The 24,248-nt window shown below is 72.5% G+C and carries 23 protein-coding genes; 13 read left to right on the top strand and 10 right to left on the bottom strand.

Annotated elements, in window-relative coordinates:
- The 3 genes from OG702_RS08035 to OG702_RS08025 all read left to right on the top strand — a co-directional run bounded on the left by OG702_RS08035 (nt 1) and on the right by OG702_RS08025 (nt 2,791).
- Complete coding sequence (locus OG702_RS08035; RefSeq protein WP_327288169.1) at nt 1-1,371, top strand: 8-oxoguanine deaminase; 1,371 nt, start codon at nt 1-3, stop codon at nt 1,369-1,371.
- Between the two features lie 57 nt (nt 1,372-1,428).
- Nucleotides 1,429-1,836, top strand: coding sequence for a hypothetical protein (locus tag OG702_RS08030; protein WP_327288168.1), 408 nt, complete (start codon nt 1,429-1,431; stop codon nt 1,834-1,836).
- Between the two features lie 337 nt (nt 1,837-2,173).
- Nucleotides 2,174-2,791 carry a TMEM175 family protein gene (locus tag OG702_RS08025; protein ID WP_327288167.1) on the top strand — a complete coding sequence of 206 codons (618 nt, stop codon included), beginning with the start codon at nt 2,174-2,176 and terminating at the stop codon, nt 2,789-2,791.
- A 93-nt stretch (nt 2,792-2,884) separates the two neighbouring features.
- Here OG702_RS08025 and aceB read toward each other — a convergent pair whose 3' ends face one another.
- Both aceB and OG702_RS08015 read right to left on the bottom strand, forming a co-directional pair.
- The gene (aceB, locus tag OG702_RS08020; protein ID WP_327288166.1) at nt 2,885-4,513 is read right to left on the bottom strand and encodes a malate synthase A; all 1,629 of its coding nucleotides are present in this window, start codon (nt 4,511-4,513) and stop codon (nt 2,885-2,887) included.
- Nucleotides 4,514-4,702: 189 nt separating this feature from the next.
- Nucleotides 4,703-5,344 carry a nucleotidyltransferase family protein gene (locus OG702_RS08015; protein WP_327288165.1) on the bottom strand — a complete coding sequence of 214 codons (642 nt, stop codon included), beginning with the start codon at nt 5,342-5,344 and terminating at the stop codon, nt 4,703-4,705.
- Between the two features lie 170 nt (nt 5,345-5,514).
- Here OG702_RS08015 and OG702_RS08010 point away from each other — a divergent pair, with 170 nt between their 5' ends.
- Together OG702_RS08010 and OG702_RS08005 are read left to right on the top strand one after the other, a co-directional pair.
- Nucleotides 5,515-7,344, top strand: a complete 1,830-nt coding sequence (locus tag OG702_RS08010; protein WP_327288164.1) for a serine/threonine-protein kinase — start codon at nt 5,515-5,517, stop codon at nt 7,342-7,344.
- A gap of 112 nt (nt 7,345-7,456) precedes the next feature.
- Complete coding sequence (locus tag OG702_RS08005) at nt 7,457-7,777, top strand: DUF5955 family protein (RefSeq protein ID WP_327288163.1); 321 nt, start codon at nt 7,457-7,459, stop codon at nt 7,775-7,777.
- A gap of 15 nt (nt 7,778-7,792) precedes the next feature.
- On the opposite strand, the gene OG702_RS08000 is transcribed toward OG702_RS08005, so the two are convergent.
- Nucleotides 7,793-8,560, bottom strand: a complete 768-nt coding sequence (locus OG702_RS08000) for an IclR family transcriptional regulator (protein ID WP_327288162.1) — start codon at nt 8,558-8,560, stop codon at nt 7,793-7,795.
- Nucleotides 8,561-8,722: 162 nt separating this feature from the next.
- Here OG702_RS08000 and allB point away from each other — a divergent pair, with 162 nt between their 5' ends.
- Complete coding sequence (gene allB, locus OG702_RS07995; protein WP_442814334.1) at nt 8,723-10,090, top strand: allantoinase AllB; 1,368 nt, start codon at nt 8,723-8,725, stop codon at nt 10,088-10,090.
- Nucleotides 10,091-10,225: 135 nt separating this feature from the next.
- Here the strand turns inward: allB and OG702_RS07990 are convergent, their stop codons facing one another.
- From OG702_RS07990 to OG702_RS07975, 4 genes are read right to left on the bottom strand one after another with little or no spacing between them, the layout of a single operon-like run.
- Nucleotides 10,226-11,581 (bottom strand): GH1 family beta-glucosidase, encoded by a 1,356-nt coding sequence (locus OG702_RS07990; RefSeq protein ID WP_327288161.1) that lies wholly within the window; start codon nt 11,579-11,581, stop codon nt 10,226-10,228.
- 20 nt (nt 11,582-11,601) lie between these two features.
- Nucleotides 11,602-12,471 (bottom strand): carbohydrate ABC transporter permease, encoded by an 870-nt coding sequence (locus OG702_RS07985; RefSeq protein WP_327288160.1) that lies wholly within the window; start codon nt 12,469-12,471, stop codon nt 11,602-11,604.
- The gene (locus OG702_RS07980; protein WP_327288159.1) at nt 12,464-13,468 is read right to left on the bottom strand and encodes a carbohydrate ABC transporter permease; all 1,005 of its coding nucleotides are present in this window, start codon (nt 13,466-13,468) and stop codon (nt 12,464-12,466) included. The genes OG702_RS07985 and OG702_RS07980 overlap by 8 nt, the downstream gene beginning before the upstream one ends.
- 16 nt (nt 13,469-13,484) lie before the next feature.
- Nucleotides 13,485-14,846 carry an ABC transporter substrate-binding protein gene (locus OG702_RS07975; RefSeq protein WP_327288158.1) on the bottom strand — a complete coding sequence of 454 codons (1,362 nt, stop codon included), beginning with the start codon at nt 14,844-14,846 and terminating at the stop codon, nt 13,485-13,487.
- Between the two features lie 148 nt (nt 14,847-14,994).
- Here OG702_RS07975 and OG702_RS07970 point away from each other — a divergent pair, with 148 nt between their 5' ends.
- The 4 genes from OG702_RS07970 to OG702_RS07955 all read left to right on the top strand — a co-directional run bounded on the left by OG702_RS07970 (nt 14,995) and on the right by OG702_RS07955 (nt 19,328).
- On the top strand, nt 14,995-16,296 hold the full coding sequence (locus OG702_RS07970) for an ROK family transcriptional regulator (RefSeq protein WP_327288157.1): 1,302 nt from the start codon (nt 14,995-14,997) through the stop codon (nt 16,294-16,296).
- 64 nt (nt 16,297-16,360) lie between these two features.
- A complete protein-coding gene (locus tag OG702_RS07965; RefSeq protein WP_327288156.1) occupies nt 16,361-17,185 on the top strand; it encodes an AIM24 family protein in 825 nt (274 codons plus the stop codon).
- A gap of 179 nt (nt 17,186-17,364) precedes the next feature.
- A complete protein-coding gene (locus OG702_RS07960) occupies nt 17,365-17,988 on the top strand; it encodes a bifunctional 4-hydroxy-2-oxoglutarate aldolase/2-dehydro-3-deoxy-phosphogluconate aldolase (RefSeq protein ID WP_327288155.1) in 624 nt (207 codons plus the stop codon).
- A gap of 164 nt (nt 17,989-18,152) precedes the next feature.
- Nucleotides 18,153-19,328 (top strand): cytochrome P450 family protein, encoded by a 1,176-nt coding sequence (locus tag OG702_RS07955; protein ID WP_327288154.1) that lies wholly within the window; start codon nt 18,153-18,155, stop codon nt 19,326-19,328.
- Here the strand turns inward: OG702_RS07955 and OG702_RS07950 are convergent.
- On the bottom strand, nt 19,312-19,944 hold the full coding sequence (locus OG702_RS07950) for an NAD(P)-dependent oxidoreductase (RefSeq protein WP_327288153.1): 633 nt from the start codon (nt 19,942-19,944) through the stop codon (nt 19,312-19,314). The two genes, OG702_RS07955 and OG702_RS07950, sit on opposite strands and share 17 nt — an antisense overlap.
- A gap of 29 nt (nt 19,945-19,973) precedes the next feature.
- A complete protein-coding gene (locus tag OG702_RS07945; protein WP_327288152.1) occupies nt 19,974-20,864 on the bottom strand; it encodes an EamA family transporter in 891 nt (296 codons plus the stop codon).
- 45 nt (nt 20,865-20,909) lie between these two features.
- Between OG702_RS07945 and OG702_RS07940 the strand changes: the two genes are divergently transcribed.
- The 3 genes from OG702_RS07940 (at nt 20,910) to OG702_RS07930 (ending at nt 23,250) form a co-directional block, all read left to right on the top strand.
- Nucleotides 20,910-21,419 (top strand): MarR family winged helix-turn-helix transcriptional regulator, encoded by a 510-nt coding sequence (locus tag OG702_RS07940; protein ID WP_327288151.1) that lies wholly within the window; start codon nt 20,910-20,912, stop codon nt 21,417-21,419.
- Between the two features lie 127 nt (nt 21,420-21,546).
- Nucleotides 21,547-22,782, top strand: coding sequence for a 3-phosphoshikimate 1-carboxyvinyltransferase (gene aroA, locus OG702_RS07935; RefSeq protein WP_442814333.1), 1,236 nt, complete (start codon nt 21,547-21,549; stop codon nt 22,780-22,782).
- A 135-nt stretch (nt 22,783-22,917) separates the two neighbouring features.
- Entirely contained in the window at nt 22,918-23,250 is a 333-nt protein-coding gene (locus OG702_RS07930) for a hypothetical protein (protein ID WP_327288150.1), read from the top strand.
- Between the two features lie 141 nt (nt 23,251-23,391).
- On the opposite strand, the gene OG702_RS07925 is transcribed toward OG702_RS07930, so the two are convergent.
- Nucleotides 23,392-24,177, bottom strand: a complete 786-nt coding sequence (locus OG702_RS07925) for an arylamine N-acetyltransferase family protein (RefSeq protein ID WP_327288149.1) — start codon at nt 24,175-24,177, stop codon at nt 23,392-23,394.
- Between the last annotated feature and the right edge of the window lie 71 nt (nt 24,178-24,248).

The following is a 24,248-nucleotide window of genomic DNA, read 5'->3' as shown; positions in this document are numbered from 1 at the left end:
ATGACCGAGCGCATCGTCATCGAGAACTGCGCGGTGGCCACCGTGGACGCGGCAGGCACCGAACACACCTGCGGGCACGTCGTCGTCGCGGGCAACGTCATCGAGTCGGTCGGCCCCGGACCCGCCCCGGCGGGCCTGCCGGACGTCGTCCGGCGCGTCGACGGCACCGGGCACCTGGCCACCCCGGGCCTGGTCAACACCCACCACCACTTCTACCAGTGGCTCACCCGGGGCCTCGCCCAGGACAGCAACCTCTTCGACTGGCTGGTCGAGCTCTACCCGGTGTGGGCGCGGATCGACGAGGACATCGTCCACGCGGGGGCCGCCGGGTCGCTGGCGATGATGGTCCGCGGCGGCGTCACCACCGCCATGGACCACCACTACGTCTTCCCGCGCGGCGCCGGCGACCTGCTCGGCGCCGAGATCAGGGCCGCGGCCGAGACCGGGGTGCGCTTCACCGCCGCCCGCGGCTCGATGGACCGCGGCGCGAGCGACGGGGGGCTGCCGCCGGACTTCGCCGTGGAGACCACCGAGGACGCGCTGCTGGCCACCGAGGCCGCCATCGACACCCACCACGACGCGTCCTTCGGCTCGATGCTGCAGATCGCCGCCGCGCCCTGCTCGCCGTTCTCGGTGTCGACCGAACTGCTACGCGAGGCAGCGGTGCTGGCCCGGCGCAAGGGCGTACGCCTGCACACCCACGGCAGCGAGACGGTGGAGGAGGAGAAGTTCTGCCACGAGCTGTTCGGCATGGGCCCCACCGACTACTTCGAGTCCACCGGCTGGCTCGGCGACGACGTATGGATGGCGCACTGCGTCCACATGAACGACGCCGACATCGCCGCCTTCGCCCGCACCGGCACCGGCGTCGCGCACTGCCCGTCCTCCAACGCCCGGCTCGCCGCCGGGATCGCCCGGGTCCCCGACATGCTCGCCGCGGGCGTGCCGGTCGGCCTCGGCGTGGACGGCACCGCCTCCAACGAATCCGGCGAGCTGCACACCGAGTTGCGCAACGCGTTGCTCATCAACCGCCTCGGCGGCGGCGAGAAGGCGATGAGCGCCCGGCAGGCGCTGCGCCTGGGCACCTACGGCGGCGCCCAAGTCCTCGGCAGGGCCGGCGAGATCGGCTCGCTGGAGCCGGGCAAGCTCGCCGACCTGGTGCTGTGGAAGCTGGACGGCCTCGGCCACGCGTCGATCGCCGACCCGGTCGCCGCCCTGGTGATGGGCGCCGCGGCCCCCGTCACCCTCTCCCTGGTCAACGGCCGCCCGGTCGTCGAGCACGGCCGCCTGACCCGGGTGGACGAGGACGCAATCGCCCGCCTCACCCGCACCCAGTCCCACCGCCTGGCCACCCTCGCCGGCCTGACCTGACCCCCAGGCGTTGACTGGGTCACACGCCGAGGTTCGAGCGCCCCGTAAAGTGGTCCGATGTTCGATCGCCTGAAGATCAGCGTGTTGCCGCCCGGGCGCCGGTTCCCCGCCCAGGTGCGGTTCTGGGTCAACGACGAGGACGTGGTCGAAGAAGCGGTCGGCAAAGGGGGCCGCGGACCCTACGCGGCTGATGTGTTCCCAGCCGGCCGGCCCAGCACTCTCCGGGCGACCAGCGAGGCGCGGCGCGTGGAGCTGGGGGAGCCGGAGTGCACCGGTGGTTGCTGCGGCTTCATGACCGTGGTCGTGCAGCGGTTCGGGGAGATCGTGCAATGGTCGGACTGGGAGGTCCCATGGGAGTGGGGCCCACCTCCCCGCCCCCCGATAGACCACCACTTCGAGGCGATCCAGTACGACGCCGAAGTAGCGCGCGCTGAGGCAGACCGCTGGTGGCAGGTGTATTCGTAGCCCGGCACGGGCTCGTCTTGTGGCGCTTGCGGACGGGGGCTCCGTGGCGGATCCGCCGGAGCGGTGCGGGCCGACCCATCGACCGTCAGGGGCTGTTCAGGCGGCGGCCATCACCCGGACCGCGCCAGCCGACGTGAATCCCGGCACCCGAACCGAGGTCAGAGTCAGACGCCATGCCTGTCCGCGTTCCCCCATCGCGCCGCTGCTACCGTCGCGCGAGCACTGGCCACATGCGACGCGCACTGGACACGACGGTAGTCGGTAGGTTCAGGAGGCAGACATGCGAGGCTGAGCGGCTGCGCCGCGTGCCGCTTGGACTCGTCAACAGGGGGACGGGATGAATGAGTCAGGAAGAGTCGAAGCGTTCAGTGATGGGGTCTTCGCCATTGCCATCACCCTGCTGATCCTGGAGATCAAGGTGCCCGAGGACGCAGGGGACAACCTGTGGTCCTCGTTGGGCAGGCAGTGGCCGTCCTACGCCGCTTACGTGGTGACCTTCCTGGTCATCGGCGTCATGTGGGTCAACCATCACACGGTCTTCCAGTACATCGCCCGGGTCGATCGGACGCTGCTGTTCCTCAACCTCATGCTGCTGATGGGTGTTGCCGCGCTGCCGTGGCCCGCGTCGGTGGTGGCGGCGTATCTTCGGGACGGCAACGCGGCGCATGTCGCCCTTGCCGTGTACGGGCTGTTCATGGTTTTCCACGGGGTGGTCTTCGGGGCCATGTGGTGGCACCTGACCCGCAGCGGTCATCTCTTCATCGACCGGGTGGACGTCGAGGGGGCCCGGGCGACCCGGGCGCGGTTCGCGCTCGGCACGATCGTGTACCCCGTCACGGTGGGACTGGCCTTCGTGTCGGCGCCGTTGACGCTGGCGGTGCACGGGTTGCTCGCCGTGTACTACGCGTTCAACCAGGTGCCCGTGCCGACCAAGGCGGAGGCCTTGCCCGGGTGAGCCCTGCGGCGGCCGGGACGGGTCCCTGCCCCGGACCGTCCGGAGCAGGGGGCGGGGGCCGTGCGTCTCACGAGAAGGGACGGGGGGCGGGGCTCAGTCCGTCAGCTGCTCGTAGGCGGGGAGCGTCAGGAAGTCGACGTATTCGGCGTCCAGCGCGGTGCGCAGCAGCAGGTCGTACGCGTCGGTCCAGCGGCCCGCTGCGAAGGCGGCTTCGCCGGCCTCGGCGCGGATGGCGGCAAGTTCGTCGGCCGCGACACGGCGGACCAGTTCGGGGGCGGCCTTCTCGCCGTTGTCGAAGACCACACCGGTGTTGGTCCACTGCCAGATCTGCGAGCGGGAGATCTCCGCGGTCGCCGCGTCCTCCATCAGGTTGAAGATCGCGACCGCGCCCATGCCGCGCAGCCACGACTCGATGTAGCGGATGCCGACCTGGACGGCGTTGCGCAGCCCCTCATAGGTCGGGTGGGCGTCCAGCGAGGCGATGTCGATCAGCTGGGCCGCGGTCACCTGGACGTCCTCGCGCTGCCGGTCCTTCTGGTGCGGGCGGTCGCCGAGGACCGCGTCGAAGGAGGCGCGGGCGATGGGCACCAGGTCGGGGTGCGCGACCCAGGAGCCGTCGAAGCCGTCCGCCGCCTCGCGGTCCTTGTCCGCCTTGACCTTCTCGAAGGCGACCTTGTTGACCTCGGCGTCCCGCCGGGACGGGATGAAGGCGGCCATGCCGCCGATGGCGTGCGCACCGCGCTTGTGGCAGGTGCGGACCAGCAGTTCGGTGTAGGCGCGCATGAAGGGCGCGGTCATGGTCACCGCGTTGCGGTCCGGCAGCACGAAACGGGCCCCGCCGTCACGGAAGTTCTTCACGATCGAGAACAGGTAGTCCCAGCGGCCCGCGTTGAGCCCGGAGGCGTGGTCGCGCAACTCGTAGAGGATCTCCTCCATTTCGTACGCGGCGGTGATCGTCTCGATCAGCACGGTCGCCCGGACGGTGCCCTGCGGGATGCCGAGCCGGTCCTGCGCGAAGACGAACACGTCGTTCCACAGCCGGGCTTCGAGGTAGGACTCGGTCTTGGGCAGGTAGAAGTACGGCCCCTTGCCCAGGTCGATCAGCCGCTGCGCGTTGTGGAAGAAGTACAGCCCGAAGTCGACCAGGCCGCCCGGCAGTTGCTCGCCGTCCACGGTGAGGTGCCGCTCGCTGAGGTGCCAGCCGCGCGGCCGCATCACCACGGTGGCCAGCTGGTCGGCGGCGGCCAGCGCGTAGGACTTGCCCTCGGGGGAGGTGAAGTCGATCCGCCGCTCGTAGGCGTCGATCAGGTTGAGCTGGCCGCCGATGACGTTCTCCCAGGTGGGCGCGGAGGCGTCCTCGAAGTCGGCGAGCCAGATCCGGGCGCCGGAGTTCAGCGCGTTGATCGTCATCTTGCGGTCGGTCGGGCCGGTGATCTCCACCCGGCGGTCGTTCAGCGCGGCCGGGGCCGCGGCCACCCGCCAGCTCTCGTCCGCCCGGATGTGCGCGGTCTCCGGGCGGAAGTCCAGCGTCGCGGTGCGGGCGATCTCCGCGCGGCGCTCGGCACGCAGCGCCAGCAGTTCCGCGCGGCGCGGGGCGAAGCGGCGGTGCAGTTCGGCGAGGAAGTCCAGCGCCTCGGGGGTCAGCACCTCCTCCTCACGCGGTACGCGGTGCCCGGCGGTCCCGGTGACGACAGCGGCGGACGAAGGGGTCGGTGCGGACATGCGGTCATTCCTCCAGAGCGGGCCGGCGTCCGTCGGTGCGTCGTGCGGACGGGCACGCCGTCGTGCGTCGGGGCACGCCGCCGTGCGTGCCGTGGCACCCGGGGGTACGGGTGGTGGCACGCGGTGCCCGGCCGCCGCGAGCGACGGGCGCTTCTGCACAATGGAGCATAGTTTTCGCAGTGCGGAAGTTCAACGTTTTGTGGCACGTGGTGCGGGCGGCTTCAGAAGCCGCAGGTCGGCGGGGGTGTCGATATCCGCCGGGTCGGCGATGTCGGAGCAGTCCACCAGGAGCGTCTGGTCGACGTGCTCGCGCAGATACGTGCGCGCCCCCCGGTCCTCGCCCGCGCTGCCCGCGACCCCGGCCCAGCGGGCGGCACCGATCAGCACCGGGTGCGCGCGGCGCTCCCCGTACGCGGCCGACACCAGCGCCGACACCAGGTCGTCGCCCGCCCGGGCCGCGGCCACCACCCGGGCGACCGCCGCCGCGCCCACCCCCGGCTGGTCGACCAGCGCGATCACCACCGCAGCCGGCCGCCGGGCCGCCGCCGCGAGCGAGGCAAGGCCCGCGCGCAGCGACGAGCCCATGCCCTCCGGCCAGTGCGGATTGTCGACCAGGACGCAGCCGGGCAGCTCCGCGGCGGCCCGCACCTCGTCGGCCGCCGCACCGAGCACCACGTGCAGCGGGCCGCAGCCGCCGTCCCGCAGCGCGCCCAGCGCGTGCTCCACCAGCGGGCGGCCGCCGTACGGCAGCAGCGCCTTCGGCCGCCCGCCGAGCCGCCGCCCCCCGCCGGCCGCCAGCAGCAGCCCGGCCACCTCGTCCCTTGTGTCCATGCCTCCTGCTTACCGCGTGCGAGCCCGCAGCGGAACAGGCCGCGGACGCCTCGGCGTGTTCCGGTATCGTCTGGCCAGGGCCGGGAGGGGCGATACGAGGGCGTGTCCGCGCAGGCCTTCCGCCTTGTCCGGGTAGGCCTTGTCCGGGTGGGCCGGAGGAACGGGGACTGATGGGCGCTCAGCACACCGGCGGCGAGGTCCACGCCGGGCACCCCGGGCATCCTGGGCCGCTGTACCAGCCGCCCGCGCCGGACGACCCCGCGATGGTCGGCGGCCACCGGATCGCCGCCAGGCTCGGCGTCGGCGCCCTCGGCCCGGTCTACCTCGCCTACGCGCCGGACGGCAGGCCCGTCGCGCTGACCGCGGTCCGGCCCGAACTGGCCGCGCGCAGCGGCTTCGCGGCGGCCTTCGAACACGACGTCCAGGCCGTGCGCCGGGTGCACGGCCCCTACGCCGTGCCCGTTCTCGGCAGCGGCCACGACGGCACCCGCTACTGGCTGGCCGCCGGCTACGTGCCCGCGCTCACCCTGCACGCCGCCGTGTCCGACAGCGGGCGGCCGCTTCCGGTGCCGATCGTGCTGCGCCTGGTGGCCGGCGTCGCCGAGGCACTGCGTGCCGTCCACCACGCCGGCGTCGTCCACGCCGGGCTCGGCCCCGGTACGGTCCTGCTCGCCGCGGACGGCCCGCGCGTGACGGGTTACGGCGTCACCCGGGCCACCGCCGACTCGCCCGGGATACCGGCGTTCTCCTCGCCGGAACAGGCCGCGGACAAGCCGCCGGTCCCGGCCACCGACGTCTTCGCGCTCGGCCAGATCGCCGCCTACGCGGCCATCGGCGCGGCTCCGTTCGGCGCGCGCGCCCTGCACGAGGAGCCGGACCTGTCGGAACTCCCCGGTGAGCTGCGCGAGATCGTCACCCGCTGCCTGATCAAGGACCCGGCCCTGCGGCCGTCCCCTTCCCAGGTCATCGCCATGTGCACCCAGGCCACCCACCACCGGCCGCCCACTCCCTGGCTCCCCACCTTCCTCCAGACCCTCCTGACCCTGCCCCCGCCCCTCCCCCCTCTCCCGCCCCCGGGCACCTGGCCCCGCCCCACCCCGCCGCCGCCCGGCGGGACGCCGGCGCACGGGCTCGTCCCGGGTGCGCCGGCGGCGCCAAGTGCTCCTCCGGCGGGGCCGGGTGGCCTGCGAGCGCCCGCACCGCCCCCGGCGGCCCCCGGGCCCGGCCCGGGTGTGCCGGTGCTGCCTGCGGGGTCGACTCCGCCCGGGGGTACGGCGATCCCGGCGCCTGGCGCCCGGCCCGCGCCGCCAAGTGCGCCCCCGGCCACGCCGGTTGGCGGCGCGGCGCCCCGCATGCCGACCGGCCCCGTAACGCCCGCCGGGGCGACCCGGGGCGGCGCGACGACGGTTCCGCCCGGGGCGCCGCTTGGCGGGCAGCCGGGGGAGCCGTACCGGGAGGTCCCGCGCGGGACCGGGACGCGGGGGAGGCGGCGCGCCGGCGGGTGGGTGGCCGCGGCCGTGGTGACGGTGGTGGGGGCGCTGGCGCTCGGTGGCCTGTTCGGATGGGGGCACGGCGGCGCCGGGCAGCCGCGGACCGACGCGGCGCAGGCCGGCCCGCCCGGGCAGCGGGAGTACGACGGGGTCGGGCTGGACGCGGGTGACGGGCTCGTACTGGAGACCGATCCGCCGCAGACCCGGCCGGGAGCCGAGAACGGCACGTTCGGTTACTCCCCCGACGGCGAGTCCTTCGTGTCCGCCGCCACCCGCGGAGCGCTGGTGCTGCTCGGCCCCCGGGCCCCCGGCACCCTCGACGGGTGCCGGGCCGCAGGCGACCTGGTCGGATCCGTTCCCCGGACGCACCTCACCGCGGGCTCCCGGCTGTGCGTGGTCGGCGCTGACGGCACCACCGCGCTGGTGACGTTCCGTCAACTCTCCGCTCCCGGTGGCCCCTCCGCCCACGCCACCCTCGACCTCACCGTGTGGCCCGCGCGGCAACTTTGACGCAGATTTCGCCGACCGTGTGGCGCAAATGCGTCGTGTCGCGTTTACTGATCGACCCCGGACCCCATGACTCGGAGGCGCCGGGACCTGAGTACGTGTGAGGCAGGGGCACATGGTGGTGGGGGAAATGCAGGCGGTCGACGCTGACCGCAGCGGATCGGTCGCAGGAATGTCGGCGGGCGGTGGCGTGGCGTTAGGCGCCGCGGTCGCCCGGATGGAGCGGGACCTGGCGGCGTACCGCGCCGTCTTACCGGATCGGGCCGTCGCCGAGGACCAACTCGCGGAGCTGGCCCGGCAGTCGGCGGGCGCTCCGGCGCCGGAACAGCTGCGGCACTCGCTGCTGCTCATCGCCTCGGCCCTGGGGTCGGTCAGCGCGCTGACGGCCCCGCTCGCGGTCCTGCGCGAGGCCGTCGAACAGGAGTTGAACCGGTAGCGGCGGGGGCCTGCCCTACACCGCCGGCGCCGCGCTGCTCAGCGCCAGCGCCAACTCCCTTGCCACCCCGTGCAGTACAGGCACGATCTTCTCGGTGGCCTCGTCCGTGACCCGCCCGGCGGGTCCCGAGATGGAGATCGCCGCGGCCCTCGGGGACCCCGGCACCGTCACCGCGAGGCACCGCACCCCGGTCTCCTGCTCGCCGTCGTCCACGGCGTGACCGGCCGACCGGATGCGGTCCAGCTCGGCGAGGAAGGCATCCGGCTCGGTGATGGTGCGCTCGGTCGCCGCGGGCATACCGGTACGGGCCAGCAGTGCCCGCACCTCGGCCGGCGGCACCTGCGCCAGCAGCGCCTTGCCGACGCCGGTGGAGTGCGGCAGCACCCGCCGCCCGACCTCGGTGAACATCCGCATCGAGTGCCGCGAGGGCACCTGCGCCACGTAGACGACCTCGTCACCGTCGAGCAGCGCCATGTTCGCCGTCTCGCCGGTCGCCTCGACCAGTTCCGCCAGATAGGGCCTGGCCCAGGTGCCGAGCAGCCGGGACGCGGTCTCGCCGAGCCGGATGAGCCGCGGCCCGAGGGCGTACCGCCGGTTGGCCTGCTGGCGTACGTATCCGCTGCCCAGCAGGGTCCGCATCAGCCGGTGGATGGTCGGCAGCGGAAGGCCGCTGCTCGCGGACAGTTCGCTCAGGCCCACCTCGCCGCCCGCGTCGGCCATCCGCTCCAGCAGGTCGAAGGCCCGTTCGAGCGACTGGACGCCCCCGGCGCGGTCAGCTGACACGTGCGATCCCCTCTGATCCGTTGCTCGCGGAAGGTGACTTTCGCTGTGCGGAATCGTACCGCTCTTGACGCCCGGGCGAAGGCTATCCACCATGTCCGTCAACAGAACGTTGAATTCTTCCGGCCCGTACGAGCTCCCGCTCCCGCACCTGGAGGTCACCTGGTGGACGCCGTGGACGAAGGCGCCGTGGACGAGCTGGTGCTGCGCTCGACCCGGGTCGTGACCCCGCAGGGCGAGCGCCCGGCCGCCGTCGCGGTCCGCGCCGGCACCATCACCGCCGTCCGCGCCCACGACGCGCCGGTCCCGCGCGGCGTCCCGGTCACCGACCTGGGCGACGACGTGCTGCTGCCCGGCCTGGTGGACACCCACGTGCACATCAACGACCCGGGCCGTACCGAGTGGGAGGGCTTCGCGACCGCCACCGCCGCGGCCGCGGCCGGCGGGATCACCACCGTCGTCGACATGCCGCTGAACAGCATCCCGCCGACCACGACCACCGCCCACCTGGAGATCAAGCGCGACACCGCCCGCGGCCGGCTGCACACCGACGTCGGCTTCTGGGGCGGCGCGGTGCCGGGCAACCTCGCCGACCTGCGCCCGCTGCACGACGCAGGCGTCTTCGGCTTCAAATGCTTCCTGCTGCCCTCAGGCGTCGAGGAGTTCCCGCAGCTGACCTGGCCCGAGGTCGAGGCCGCGCTCACCGAACTCCGCAGGTTCGGCGGCCTGTTGATCGTGCACGCCGAGGACCCGGGCACCATCGACGGCGCCCCCCGGCACACCGGCCGCCGCTACGCCGACTTCCTCGCCTCCCGCCCGCCGACCGCCGAGGACCGGGCGATCGCCGGCCTGATCGCGCTGGCGAAGCGGCTCGACGCCCGCGTCCACATCCTGCACCTGTCCTCCGCGTCCGCGCTGCCGCTGATCGCCGCCGCGAAACGGGACGGCGTACGCCTGACCGTCGAGACCTGCCCGCACTTCCTCACCCTGACCGCGGAGGAAGTCCCGGACGGGGCGACCGAGTTCAAGTGCTGCCCGCCGATCAGGGAGGCCGCCAACCAGGACGCGCTCTGGCAGGCGCTCGCCGACGGCACCATCGACTGCGTGGTCTCCGACCACTCACCCGCCACGATCGGCCTGAAGGCCAAGGACACCGGGGACTTCGCCGCCGCCTGGGGAGGTATCTCCTCCCTCCAGCTGGGCCTGCCCGCGGTGTGGACCGAGGCCCGCCGCCGCGGCCACAGCCTCTCCGACGTGGTCCGCTGGATGTCCGCGGGTCCCGCGGCACTGGCCGGCCTCACCGCCAAGGGCGCCATCGCCGAGGGCCGTGACGCCGACTTCGCCGTACTCGACCCGGAGGCGTCCTTCACGGTCGACCCGGCCCGGCTGCGGCACCGCAACCCGATCACCGCCTACGCCGGCCGCACCCTGCACGGGGTGGTCCGCGGCAGCTGGCTGCGCGGCCGGTGCGTCGCGGCCGACGGCGCCGTCACCGAGCCGCCCACCGGCCGGCTGCTGTCCGCGCCGAGCTGACCGGCCCGTGCCGAGCCCGCGCCGGGAAACACCGAGCGCCAAAGCGCGCCCGGGAAAAAACAGGGCGAGGGGCGACGCACCGGCGGACCGGTGGCGTCACCCCTCGTCAACGGGCGCCCTGGCGGGCGGACCCGCTCAGGCCGCGCGGCGGGCCTTGCGGCGGTGGGCCGCGATGATCTCCGCGTAACGGCGACCGCTGCCCTTGATGGTGCGCTTCTGCGTGGTGTAGTCGACGTGGACAAGGCCGAAGCGCTTGTCGTAGCCGTACGCCCACTCGAAGTTGTCCAGCAGCGACCAGGCGTAGTAGCCGGCCAGCGGCACCCCGCGGCGGACCGCGCGGGCGCAGGCCGCCAGGTGCTCGTCCAGGTAGGCGGTCCGCTCGGGGTCGTCGACCTGGCCGTCGGCACCCACCGTGTCGCGGTAGGCGGAGCCGTTCTCCGTGACGAAGATCTTGCCGGCGCCGTACTCCTCGGACAGCCGCACCAGCAGCTGCTCCAGGCCGTCCGCGTTGACCTCCCAGTCCATCGCCGTCCGCCGGACGCCCGGCAGGTAGACCGACTTGGCGTACGGGGCGGGCCCGGTCGGGTCGTCGGTGATGACGTTGCGGAAGTAGTAGTTCAGGCCCAGCCAGTCCAGCGGGGCGGCGATCGACTCCAGGTCGCCGTCCTTGATCGGCAGGTCCACACCGTAGAGGTCGAGCATGTCCTGCGGGTAGCCGCGGCCGTGGATCGGGTCGAGCCACCAGCGGTTGGTGTGGCCGTCGGCCCGGCGGGCGGCGGCCACGTCGGCGTCGCGGTCGGTGGCCGGCTCGCACGGGCTGAGGTTGTTCACGATGCCGACCCGCAGGTCGGAGTGCGCCGCCCGCAGCGCCTGCACGGCCAGGCCGTGCCCGACGTGCAGGTGGTACGACGCGCGCACCGCCGCTGTCAGGTCCGTCCAGCCGGGGGCCATGGTGCCCTCGAGATGGCCGATCCAGGCCGAGCACAGCGGCTCGTTGAGCGTCGCCCAGTCCTTGACGCGGTCGCCCAGTGCCTCCGCGACCACGGCCGCGTAGTCGCCGAAACGTTCCGCCGTCTCACGCTCGGGCCAGCCGCCCCGGTCCTGCTGGGCCTGCGGGAGGTCCCAGTGGTAGAGGGTGGCGTTGGGCGTGATGCCCGCTTCGAGCAGCGAGTCCACCAGCCGGTCGTAGAAGGCCAGACCGGCGGGGTTGACCGCCCCGCCGCCCTGCGGGACGATCCGCGGCCAGGCGATGGAGAAGCGGTACGAGTCGAGGTCGAGGGCCTTCATCAGGTCCAGGTCCTCGGCCGTGCGGTGGTAGTGGTCGCAGGCGACGTCGCCGGTGTCGTCGCCGTCGATCTTGCCGGGGGTGTGGGAGAAGGTGTCCCAGATGGACGGGGCCCGGCCGTCCTCGTCCACCGCGCCCTCGATCTGGTACGCGGCGGTGGCCGCACCCCAGACGAAATCGGCGGGAAGAGCGCTGAGGTCGTTCACAAGCTGCCTTTCGGGAGGGGTTACTTGACGGCGCCGGCGGTGAGCCCGGCGACGAGGTAACGCTGCAGGAGCAGGAATCCGGCGACCACGGGTACGCTCACGACGATCGAGGCAGCCATGACCTGGTTCCAGTACACGTCGTTCTGGGTGGCGTACTCGCGCAGGCCGACCGCCAGGGTCCTGGTGGACTCGTTGGTCATCACCGACGCGAACAGCACCTCGCCCCAGGCCGTCATGAACGCGTAGACGCTCACGGCGACGATGCCGGGGACCGCGGCCGGGACCACGACCCGGAACAGCGCGCCGAGCGGGCCGCAGCCGTCCACCTTCGCGGCCTCGTCCAGATCCCGCGGGATCGAGTCGAAGTAGCCCGCCAGCATCCAGATGGAGAAGGGCAGCGAGAAGGTGAGGTAGGTGATGATCAGGCCGAGCCGGCTGCCGTTGAGCGTGATGCCCGTGGTGTTGCCGATGTTGACGAAGATCAGGTACAGCGGCAGCAGGAACAGGATGCCGGGGAACATCTGGGTGGACAGCACCGTCACGGTGAAGACCTTGCGGCCCATGAACCGGTAGCGGCTCACCACGTAGGCGGCGAAGATCGCCAGCACCACCGAGAAGACGGTGGCGCTGACGCAGACGATCACCGAGTTCACGAAGTAGTGCGCGAGCGGGATGGTCTTCCAGATGTCGATGTACGGCTTGAACGTCAGGCTGTGCGGTATCCACTTGAACGAGCCCTGCACGTCCTGAAGGCTCTTCAGGGACGAGCTGAGCATCACGTACACGGGGACGAGCACGAAGGCCAGCAGCAGTGTCAGGACGACCCGCCGGGTCCACAGGAAGGACTTCGGCTGCGCCATCGGGGACGGCTGGTCGGTGAACCTAGACATCGTTCTCGCTCCTTCCCCTGGAGGTGACCAGCAGGTAGACAGCCGTTACCACGAGCAGGAAGAGCAGCAGCAGGACGGACATCGCAGAACCCGACCCGAAGTTCCAGTTGATGAACGACGACTGGTAGATGTGGATCGAGATCAGGTCCGCCTGGTGCGGCGGGTTCTGACCGAACATCACGAACGGGGTGTTGAAGTCGTTGAAGGTCCACAGGAACAGGACCAGCACGATGACCTGGTTCACCGGCCGCAGCGACGGCATGGTGATCTTCCTGATCTGCTGCCAGACGCCGGCGCCGTCCATCGCGGCGGCCTCGTACAGCTCGCGCGGGATGTTCTGCAGACCGGCCATCAGCGCCAGGAAGGCGAACGGCCAGGACTTCCAGACCGAGACGATGACCATCGCCCAGAAGCTGTTGTCGCCGATGAGCCAGAACGACTTGCTCGACGTCACGTGCAACTGGTCGTGCAGGACGTGGTTCACCAGGCCGGTGTCCTGCTGGAACATGAACGTCCAGGTGATCAGCGCCGCGTAGGCGGGCAGCGCGTAGGGCACCAGGAAGATGGTGCGGATCAGCCCGCGGCCGCGGAACTTGTCCTGCAGCAGGATGGCCGCGGCGACGCCCAGCAGCCAGGAGAACGCCACGGACAGCAGGGTGTAGGACAGCGTCACCCAGAACGAGTGCAGCAGCGCCTGGCCGATCGGCTGGTGGATCTTTACCGCGGCTTTGTAGTTGTCGAACCCCGCCCAGGGAGCGGTGTTCCAGTGATGGATGTAGAACAGTGTCAGGTTCTTGAAGCTGATCAGGATGCCGAAGAACATCGGCACGATGTGGATCAGCAGCTCGGCGAGGACGGCGGGGAGCAGGAGCAGGTACGGCAGTCCGCCTTGGCGGAGCCGTTCGACGATACGCGGCCGGAGCCGGCGCCCGGCAGCGGACTTGCCGCTGCTGGGGCCGGCTTCGGGTGCGCGCCTCGGGGGGGCGGTGGCAGTCATGGAGGAGAGCCGATCCTTACGAGGCGGGCATCTGCTGCTGCGCCTTGGTCAGCGCCGCCTTGACGGATGCGTCGGTCACGGGCTTGCCCGCGGCGGCCTCGGCGAACAGGCTCTTGACGGCGGGGCCGACCAGGTTCTCGAACTGGCTCTCGTTGGCCACCTGCGGCAGCGGTGCGGCGGACTTCTGCAGCACGCCGGCCAGCACCTTCAGGTCCGGGGTCTGGAAGGCCGGGTCGCTCTGCGCCTCGATGACCGGCGGGATCGAGCCGTACTTGCCGTTGAGCGCCTTCTGCTCGTCGGTGCTCGTCATGAACTTCACGAACGCCTCGGCGGCGTCCTTGTGCTTGGTGTCCTTGAAGACGGCGATGTTGATACCGGCGACCATCGAGGTCACACCGGCGTCACCGGTGGCACCCGCGGTCTGCGTCGGCACCGGCACCACGCCGTACTGGTCGGGCTTCATGCCGTGCGAGGCGATCGCCGGGGCGGCCGACTGCCACATCATCATCGCGGCCTTGCCGGTGGCGAAGTCGGTGATGGTCTGGTTCTGCACGTACTCGGCGTTGCCCTTGGCCGCGATCTTGTCGCCGGCGATGAAGTCGACGTACTGCTTGACCGCCGCGACCTGCTGCGGACCGGTGAAGGTCGGCGCGCCCTTGTCGTCGAACCAGCTGGCGCCGCGCTGCTTGGCGAGCACGAAGATGTGGTGGATGTTCTCCGCGCCGTTGGCGCCCTCGACGGCTATGCCGTAGTGGCCGTCCTTGGTCAGCTTCTTGCCGTCGGCGACCAACTCGGCCCAGGTGGTGGGCGGGTTGGCGATACCGGCGTCAGCGAACTGCTTCTTGTTGTAGTACAGGCCGTATGCCATCGAGTACAGCGGCACCGCGGCGGGGTCCTGGCCCGGCGCGCCCGCGGAGGCGATCGCGGCCGGTGCGAAGCGGTCCTTGCCGCCGATCGTACTGAACGCGGCGCTGTCCCACGGCATCAGGGCGCCGGTCGCCTGCAGCGAGGCCGACCAGGTGTTGCCGATGTTGAGCACGTCGGGGCCCTGGCCGGAGGTGGCGGCCGCCAGGATGCGGTTGAGCAGGTCGGCCCAGCCGATGACCTCGAGCTTGACCTTGATGCCGGTGGAGGCGGTGAACTTGTTCAGCTCGGCGGTCAGGGTCGTCTTGTCGGCGTCCAGGCTGGTGCCCTGGTTGCTCGCCCAGTACGTGATCGTCTGGCCCTTGAGGCTGTTGGGGTCGGCGGTCTTGCCGCTGCCGGAGCTGCCGCTGCTGTCGTCGTCGGAACCCCCGCCGCACGCGGCGAGAGTCAGACCGAGCGCGGCCACGAGGGCGGTGGCCGCGAGGAGTCTGCTGGAGGTGCTGGAAGAGCGCATGACGGTTCCCTCTCAGGGGTGGGATCGCTTCAGGAAGTGAACAGCGCCTGTGTCTTAATTCAGGGCGTGATTTAACTTGTGAGAAAAGGTGGCGTCAAGACCTTGTGCAGCGATAGATTCACGCCGGACCCCCCGGGAGGGAGACGAGATGGCTGAGCGAGGCAAGCGCACCGTTCGTGACCTGCGGCGCGGCAACCGTGCATCGCTTCTGCGTCATTTGTATTTCGAGGGTCCCCTGAGCCGCCAGGAGCTGGGTCGGGACACGGGTCTGAGTGCGGGGTCGATCAGTAACGTCGTTGGAGAGTTGATCGCGGACGGCATGGTCGAGGAGGCCGGCGCCGTCGAGTCGGACGGCGGACGGCCGCGGATCCTGCTGCAAGTCGCCCCCGGGTACGGCTACGTGGTCGGCGTGGACGTCGGCGAGACCCGGGTCAGGGTCGAGCTCTTCGACCTCGCGCTGACCGAACTGGCCGCCGCTGACCTGCCGTTGTCCGACAGCGGCCACGACGTGGACCATGTGGTGCGCCTCGCCCTCGACGGCATCGAGCGGGTGGTCCGCGAGGCCGGGATCGACGACAGCGAAGTGCTCGGGGTCGGCATCGGCGTCCCCGGCATCGTCGCCCAGACCGACGCGCCCGGCGCCGCCCCCGGCGAGGGCGACGGCATCGTGGTCCACGGCCAGACCATCGGCTGGGACGCCGTACCGCTCGGCCGGCTGCTGCGGGCCGGCACCGCGCTGCCGCTCTTCATCGACAACGGCGCCAAGACCCTCGGCCAGGCCGAGATGTGGTTCGGCGCCGGACGCGGCTCGGACAACGTGGTGATCGCGCTGCTCGGCTCGGGCGTCGGCGCCTGCGTCGTCACCAACGGCAAGCCCTACCACGGCGCCAGCAGCAGCGCGGGGGAGTGGGGCCACACCACGCTGCGGGTCGGCGGCCGCACCTGCCGCTGCGGCTCCCGCGGCTGCCTGGAGGCCTATGTCGGCGCCGAGGCGCTGCTCGGCCGCTGGCCCGGCGCGCGCGGGGAGGTCAGCGAGGAGATCGCGCTGGCCGAGCTGATCGCCGCCGCGGACCGCGACCCGCAGGCCGGCGCACTGCTCGCCGAGGCCGCCGAGTACCTGGGGGCCGGCATCGCCGACCTGATCAACCTCTTCAACCCGCAACGCATCGTGATCGGCGGCTGGGCCGGGCTGATGCTCGGCCCGCGGATCCTGCCCACCGTCCGCGAGGTCGCCGCCGCCTACGCCCTGCACCACCCCTGCGCCCAGACCTCCATCGAGCTGGGCCGGCTCGGCGCCGACGCGGTCACCGTCGGCGCGGCCACCCTGCCGCTGGCCCGCTTCCTGGATACCGGCGGCGAGCGCCCGGTCGGCCTGCCGGCCCAGGCCGACGCCGAGCGGCACCCTGAGCCCGGGTCCGTGCGGAACAGAATCGCCCGGGCGGTACGTTGACGGGACGGCGCCACCCGCGCCGTTATCGCCCCATTCGGCACCGCTCGTCCCAAGGAGTACCGCCGTGACCCTGCAGCAGCAGATCGTCGGCAATGCCATGCAGATGGCCGTCTGCACTCTCAACCCGGGCCAGACGGTCTACTGCGAGGCCGGGAAGTTCCTGTTCAAGACCGCCAACGTCTCGATGGAGACCCGCCTCGGCGGCCCCGGCACCCGCGGTTCCGGCGGCGTCGGCCAGCAGGGCGGGGGCGGCGGAGGCATGGGCGGGCTGCTGCGGCAGGCCGTGGGCACCGCCATGCAGGTCGGCCAGCGGGCACTGGCGGGGGAGTCGCTGGCCTTCCAGTACTTCACCGCGTCCGGCGGCGAGGGCACCGTCGGCTTCGCCGGGGTGCTGCCCGGCGAGATGCGGGCCCTGGAGCTGACCGGGTCGCGGGCCTGGTTCGCCGAGAAGGACGCCTTCGTGGCCGCCGAGGACACCGTGCAGTTCGGTATCGCCTTCGCCGGCGGCCGGCAGGGCATGAGCGGCGGCGAGGGCTTCATCCTGGAGAAGTTCACCGGCCACGGCACCGTGATCATCGCCGGCGCCGGCAACTTCATCGACCTCAACCCCGCCGACTTCGGCGGCCGCATCGAGGTCGACACCGGCTGCATCGTCGCCTTCGAGGAGGGCATCCAGTACGGCGTCCAGCGCATCGGCGGCCTCAACCGCCAGGGCATCATGAACGCCGTCTTCGGCGGCGAGGGCCTGTCGCTTGCCACCCTGGAGGGCAACGGCCGGGTGATCCTGCAGTCCATGACGATCGAGGGTCTGGCCAACGCGCTGAAGAAGGCTCAGGGCGGCGACAAGCAGGGCCCCACCGGTGGCCTGTTCTCGACCCACACCGGGTGAGCCGGGGGGCCGCCCCTTCCCTCTCATGCTCCTCTCATGTCACGGTGCGGTGACAGCTCCCCGATCGACCGGCGGCGGGCCCCCGCCCGGCGAGTAGCGTGCTGATCGCGGTCCACACCCGCCGCATCATCCGGGCAGCACCATCCGGGCAGCACCGTCAGGAAGGACCGCGATCCTCCGTGTACCGCTGGGAGACCACTAGGACCGCGCTCGCACAGCGGGTTTTCGCCACGATCCGCAGCGAGACGTACGACCAGGCCGCGGCGACCGCGGACACGCTGCTGTCGGCCGGCCTCACCACCCTGGAGATCTCGCTCACCACGCCCTTCGCGCTGGAGGCCGTCACCACCCTGGTCCGCGAGGTCGGCGACGACGCGGTCATCGGGGCGGGCACGGTAGTCGACGCGGTGTCCGCGCGGATGGCCATCGACGCCGGCGCCCGCTTCCTGCTCGCCCCGAATCTGGACGAGGAGGTGCTGCGTACCGGCCACCGCTACGGGGTGCCGGTCTTCCCCGGGGTGGCCACCCCGACCGAGGCGGTCCTCGCGATGGAGCTCGGCGCGGACGCGCTGACCCTCTACCCCGCCTCGTCCTTGACCCCGCGCTGGGTCGCGGACCTGCGGACGATCCTCCCGCAGGCGGCGCTCATTCCGATCGGCGGCATCACGGTCGCCGCCGCCCCCGAATGGGTCGCCTCCGGCGCGGTCGCCGTGGGCATGGGCTCCGCCCTCACCGACGGCGACCGGCCCACGGTGACCAAGCGCCTCACCGACCTCCTCGACCGGCTGGCCGACCCGACCTGACCTGATCCGACCACCCGGCGGGCCCGCGCAGGGGGCACCACCCGCACGGCAACGCCGCGCTCCGGGCGAGGAACCGCCCCCGGGCCCGCCGCGTTGGGACATTCAGCGGTGCCACACACCGGTGGCCCGGGGACGAGCCCCGCGGGGCGGATGAGGGGGCGGGCATGGGAAACGTCGAGGACTTACGGGCCGAGGGATTCGTCGAGGACCCGTATCCGACGTATGCCAGGCTCCGGGAGAAGGGCCCGGTGCACCGGGTCAGGATCGCCGACGACGAGGAGACCTGGCTCGTGGTGGGCCACGAGGCCGCCCGCGCGGCGCTCGCCGACCCGCGGCTGGCCAAGGACTTCCGCAAGATCTCCCCGGACGTCGACTTCACCCCGGGGAACGCGAACATGCTGAACGCCGACCCGCCCGAGCACACCCGGCTGCGCCGCCTGGTGGCCCGCGAGTTCACCCCCCGCCGGGTCACCGCCCTGCAGCCCCGGGTGCAGCAGATCACCGACGAGCTGCTGGACGCCGCGCTGGGCGAACCCACCGCCGACCTGGTCGACACGCTGGCCTTCCCGCTGCCGATGATGGTGATCTGCGAACTGCTCGGCGTCCCCGACCTGGACCGCAAGGCCTTCCGCGGCTGGTCGAACGACTTCGTCAGCGGCACCCCCGAGGCCGAGGTGCGCGCTGCCCGCGCCATGTCGGAGTATCTGGCCGAGCTGATCGAGGACAAGCGCTGCGGCGGCCCGGCCGACGACCTGCTGAGCGCGCTGATCAGGACGCGCTACGAGGACGACGACCGGCTCTCCTCCGACGAGCTGGTCGGCATGGCCTTCCTGCTGCTCATCGCCGGCCACGAGACCACCGTCAACCTCATCACCAACGGCGTGCTGGCGCTGCTCCGCCACCCCGACCAGCTCGCCGCGCTGCGCGCGGAGCCCGAGCTGATCGACGGCGCCGTCGAGGAGATGCTGCGCTACGACGGCCCGGTCGAGACGACGACCTGGCGTTACGCCGCCGAGCAGATGACCGTGGCCGGCACCGTCATCGCGCAGGGCGACTCCGTGCTGATCTCGCTGGCCGGCGCCGACCGCGACCCGGAGCGCTTCCCGGCGCCGGACACGTTCGACATCCGCCGCCCGGCGCAGGGCAACATCGCCTTCGGCCACGGCATCCACTACTGCCTCGGCGCACCGCTGGCCCGTATGGAGGCCAGGGTCGCCATCCCCACCCTGCTCACCCGCGCCCCCGGGCTCGCCCTGGTGCCGGAACCGCTCACCTGGCGCCAGGGCCTGATCGTGCGCGGTCCCACCCGGCTGGTGGTCAGCTTCAGTAAGCGGCGGTGAAGCGCCGCCCCCGGTGCCTGGGCTGCTCCGCCTCGTCCAGCAGGACGACGGCCAGGTCCTCGTAGGACAGCGCGGACACCCCGCCGGCGTCGGCGACCAGCTCGTCGCCGCCCAGCCGGTGGCGGCCGGTGCGCTCCCCCGGCTGGAGCAGGGCGGCGGGGCTGAGATAGGTCCAGTCCACGTCGGCGGCCGCCCGGCAGCGGGCCAGCTGGTCGGCGCAGGCGTCCGCTATCGGCTTCAAGACGGCGGGGAAGTCCGGCGCGTCGGCGACCGTGCCGCCCCCCGGCAGGGTGAGCGTGCCGGCCCCGCCGACGACCAGCAGCCGCCCGCCCGTGGCGGCGAGCGCGGGCAGCATCACCTCGGTGACGGCGACGAGTTCGGCCTCCCTGCCGGGTGCCGGGCGGGTCGCGGTGATCACCACGTCCCGCCCGGCCGCCAGGTCCACGACCGAGTCGTAGGACAGCGCGTCCCCGACCAGCCCGCGCGCCCCGGCGGGCAGTTCCCCGAGACGGGCGGAAGACCGTACGACGGCGTCGACCCGGTGGCCGCGGGCCAGCCCTTCGGCGACGATCTGGCGGCCGGCGGCGCCCGCGGCTCCGAAGACGGTGATGTGCATCAGGTGACTCCTCGGGATTGAAGGGCGGATCAGCGGCGGACGGGCTGCGGCAGGACGGCCGGCGGCGGTACGGGCCGCAGTTGGGCGGCCACCAGGGCGCCCAGGATGAGCGCACCGCCCAGCGCCTGCACGGCCGTCAGCTGCTGGCCCAGCGCCAGCCAGCCCACCCCGGTGGCGACGACCGGGCTGAGCAGCCCGAGAAAGGTGACATTGGTCGGCGGCAGCTCGCGTATCCCGCGGAACCACAGGGCGTACGCCACCGCCGCGCCGACCAGCGTGAGGTAGCCGTAGCCGAGCAGATTCTGCGTCGTCAGCGAGGACGGGGGCGGCCCTTCCGCGAGCAGCGCGACCGGCAGCAGGACGAGCCCGCCGGCGACCAGTTGCCAGCCGGTGGTCGCCAGCAGCGGCGCCGGCGCGGGCCAGCGCTTGCTCAGGACGACGCCGGTCGCCATCACCACGGCGCTGCCGAGCGCGGCGAGCACGCCGAGGGCGTCGAGCCGTGCGCCCGACTGGAGCACGAGCAGGCTCACGCCGAACACCCCGGTCAGGCCGGTCAGCACGGTCCGCAGGGTGAGGCGGTCGCCCAGCAGCCCGGCGGAGAAGACGGCGACCAGCAGCGGCTGGAGCGCGCCGATCGTGGCGGCGACGCCGCCGGGGAGCCGGTAGGCGGCGATGAACAGCAGCGCGAAGAAGGCGCCGATGTTCAGGGTGCCGAGCACCAGCGAGCGCCACCACCACACGCCGTGCGGGAGCCGGCGGGTGCCGGCCACCAGCAGCAGGCCCGCGGGCAGCGCCCGCGTCACGCCGGCCAGCAGCGGGCGGTCGGGCGGCAGGTACTGCGTCGTGACGTAGTACGTCGTCCCCCAGACGCCGGGGGCCAGGGCGGTCAGCAGGATGACGCCCGATCGATTTCTTAGCACTAAGATAAAGTATCTCAACGCTAAGGGATTGGCTAGTCTCCAGGAATGGAACCGACCGAGGACACCGACCACGTCGACCTGGTGCTCGCCCAGTGGGCCAGGCAGCGGCCCGACCTGGACGTCTCGCCGATGGCCGTGATCGGCCGGCTCAAGCGGCTCGGCCGCCTGCTGGACACCGAGCTCCGCAAGGTCTTCTCGGAGTACGGGCTCGACCATCCGTCCTTCGACGTCCTCGCCACGCTGCGGCGCAGCGACCCGCCGCACCGGCTGACGCCCGCGCAGCTGATGCAGGCGTCGATGGTCACGTCCGGGGCGGTCAGCCAGCGCCTCGACCGCCTGGAGGCCGGCGGGCTCGTCACCCGCACCCGCAGCGAGGAGGACGCCCGCGTCGTCCACGTCGCCCTCACCCCATCGGGCCTGGCCCTGATCGACCAGGCCCTCCCGGCCCACGTGGCCAACGAGCACCGTCTCCTCGGGGCGCTCCCGCCTTCGACCCGCACCGAGCTGGCCGCGACCCTCCGCACCCTCCTCCTGTCCCTGGGTGACGCGCCCTGACCGCGGGCGGCGGGCCACCGCGAGTGGCATCCCCAAGTCATCGCACCCGCGGAAGGGCACGTGGCCCGGGCCACGTAAAATTGCGCGGCCGGGGGGAGGATCCCCCCACCCCCGCCTGGAGGCAGCCGTGATCCTCGCCGTACCCGGTTCGAAGTCCGTGACGGCGCGCGCGCTTTTCCTGGCGGCGGCGGCCGACGGGGAGAGCGTTCTGCGCAAACCCCTGGTCTCGGACGACACGGACGGCTTCGCGCAGGGCCTGGCGACCCTCGGCTACGACGTGCACCGCGCGGCCGGCGAGTGGCGCGTCACCGGCCGCCCGCAGGGCCCCTCGCGGCCCGCCGCCGAGGTGAACTGCCGCGACGCCGGCACGGCTTCCCGCTTCCTGCCGGCCCTGGTGGCGGCCGCCCAGGCCGGCACCTACCGCTTCGACGCCTCGGCCCAGATGCGCCGCCGCCCCGTCGCCCCCCTCACCGAAGCGCTCCGCGCGCTGGGCGTGGACCTGACGCACGACGAGGCCGAGGGCCACCTCCCCCTCACCGTGCGGGCCGCCGGGATGAAGGGCGGCGAGGTGGAGCTCGACGCGAGCCTGTCCTCGCAGTTCCTGACCGCGCTGCTGATGACCGGCCCACTGACGGCGGAAGGCCTCCGTATCAAGGTCACCGGTATCGTCTCGGTGCCGTACGTCGAGATCACCCTCGCGATGATGCGTGACTTCGGCGTCGAGGTGGCCCGCGAGGGCGACACCCTCGTCGTGCCGCCCGGCGGCTACCGGGCAGCGGACTACGCGATCGAGCCGGACGCGTCCGCGGCCAGTTACTTCTTCGCCGCCGCCGCGCTGGCGGGCCGTACGGCCACCGTCCCCGGCCTCGGGCGCGGCGCCCTGCAGGGCGACCTGCAGTTCGTCGAGGTGCTGCGTGCGATGGGCGCCGACGTGGAGATCGGCCAGGACGCCACCACGGTGACCGGCACCGGCCGGCTGTCCGGCGTGACCGTCGCCATGCGGGACATCTCCGACACCATGCCCACCCTCGCGGCGATCGCGCCCTTCGCGGACGGCCCGGTGCGGATCGAGGACGTCTACAACACCCGCGTCAAGGAGTGCGACCGGCTGGACGCGTGCGCGGAGAATCTCCGCGCCCAGGGCGTCGCGGTCCTGACCGGCCGGGACTGGATCGAGATCCAGCCGGGCACCCCGGCCCCGGTGGAGATCGCCTGTCACGGCGACCACCGGATGGCGATGAGCTTCGCGGTGGCCGGCCTGCGCACCCCCGGCACGACCTTCGACGACCCGGCGTGCGTGAAGAAGACCTTCCCGGGCTTCCACGAGTTCTTCGCGGACGTGCGGGCCGGCTGGGGCGTCTGAACCGGGCAGTCCGACCCGGGCGGTACCCGCCGGCGACGCGCCGGGACGAGGTCCCGGCCGAAGAAGCGTTTCGCCCGGTGTGCCCCGTTTTACGGTGATCCCTGTTCGTGTCACTCCCCACGAGAGGGTCCACCCGTGCGTATCCGTACGACCTTTGGCGCCGCCGCCTGCGCGGTCGGCATCGCGCTGTCCTTCCCGGTGTCCGCCCACGCGGCCGACGGCCCGTTCCTCTACTCCTACGGCGACGGCCAGGTGGGCGCCCTGGACAGCCCGCCCAGCCGGGAGTGCATCACGCTGCCCCAGGTCGCGGACGAGAGCGTGCCGCCAGCCCACACCCCGTACAACGAGACGGACTCCGCGGCCACCGTCTTCAGCGGCGCGGACTGCACCGGCGACTACTTCACGCTGCGCCCCGACGGCGGCCACGCCTCGGCGCGCCTGAAGCTGCGCTCGGTCGTCTTCTCCTGACCCGGCTGACCCGGCCGGCGCGACGCCACGCTCGGCTTCACACGGCCGAGGTGGAGAAGCGGAGCGCGGCGCTCGTGGAGCAGGCGGTGAGCTGGGCCGCGCCCCGGCTCGGGCCCGCCGGCTCGGGCTCTCCCGGGTCCGCTAGGCGATCGGGGCGACGGCGGGCACGCGGTCGAGCGCGATGCCGAAGTGCTCACGGTAGGCGGTCAGGATCTCGCCGTCGCTCAACTCCCGCTCCTCCCGGCGATCCTCGCCCTCGGTCAGCACCAGCTTGCGCCCGCTGAGGGTGACCCGGCCGGTCCCGGTCAGCCGGGAGCAGACCAGCGACTGCCGGAAGTGCGAGGCGGGCGAGGTGCGCTGCCACCAGCAGGTCGCCTCGAAGTCGCCCAGCGCGCGCGGACGCTGGTCCAGCCGGTAGGCCGGGCTGCCGTCGCGCAGGACGTCCAGGTCGCCGTCCGGCGCCTCGGCGATGCGAAAGGCGCCGCCGGGGTCGTGCTGCTCGTCCCGGTGGTTGTACGCCAGCGGGTACTCGCTGTGCCGGCCGAACCCGACGTCTGCCAGCCACGGGCCGTCACCGTCCGCCGTGGTGACCCGCAGCGCCAGGTGGTCGTACGGCGGCCCGAGCCGCCCGCCGTCCCCGAACACCCGGGCCGCCAGCAGCTCCACCCCGTAGCCCAGCGAGCGCAGCAAGGCGGCGAAGGCACCGTTGAGTTCGTAGCAGAAGCCGCCGCGCCCGGCCCCGACGATCTTGTCGAAAAGGGCCGCTTCCGTCAGGACGATGTCCTGCCCGAGGTGGATGGACAGGTTCTCGAACGGCACGGCCAGCAGGTGCCGCCGGTGGAGCGCGCGCAGCGCGGCGATGTCGGCGACGGCCGGTCGGTCGGCGCCGATACGGCGGAGGTAGGCGTCGGCCCGGGTGGAGTCCATGCCACCTTTCTACGCTCCTGTGCCGACGGATCGGCAGGGTCCCCGCCACCGGCCGTGCGAAGGTCGAAGGC

This window comes from Streptomyces sp. NBC_01198 (assembly GCF_036010485.1).
In the GTDB taxonomy this organism is placed as follows: Bacteria; Actinomycetota; Actinomycetes; order Streptomycetales; family Streptomycetaceae; genus Actinacidiphila.
The sequence above is the reverse complement of the archived record's forward strand: the minus strand, read 5'-3'. Positions and strand labels throughout refer to the sequence as shown.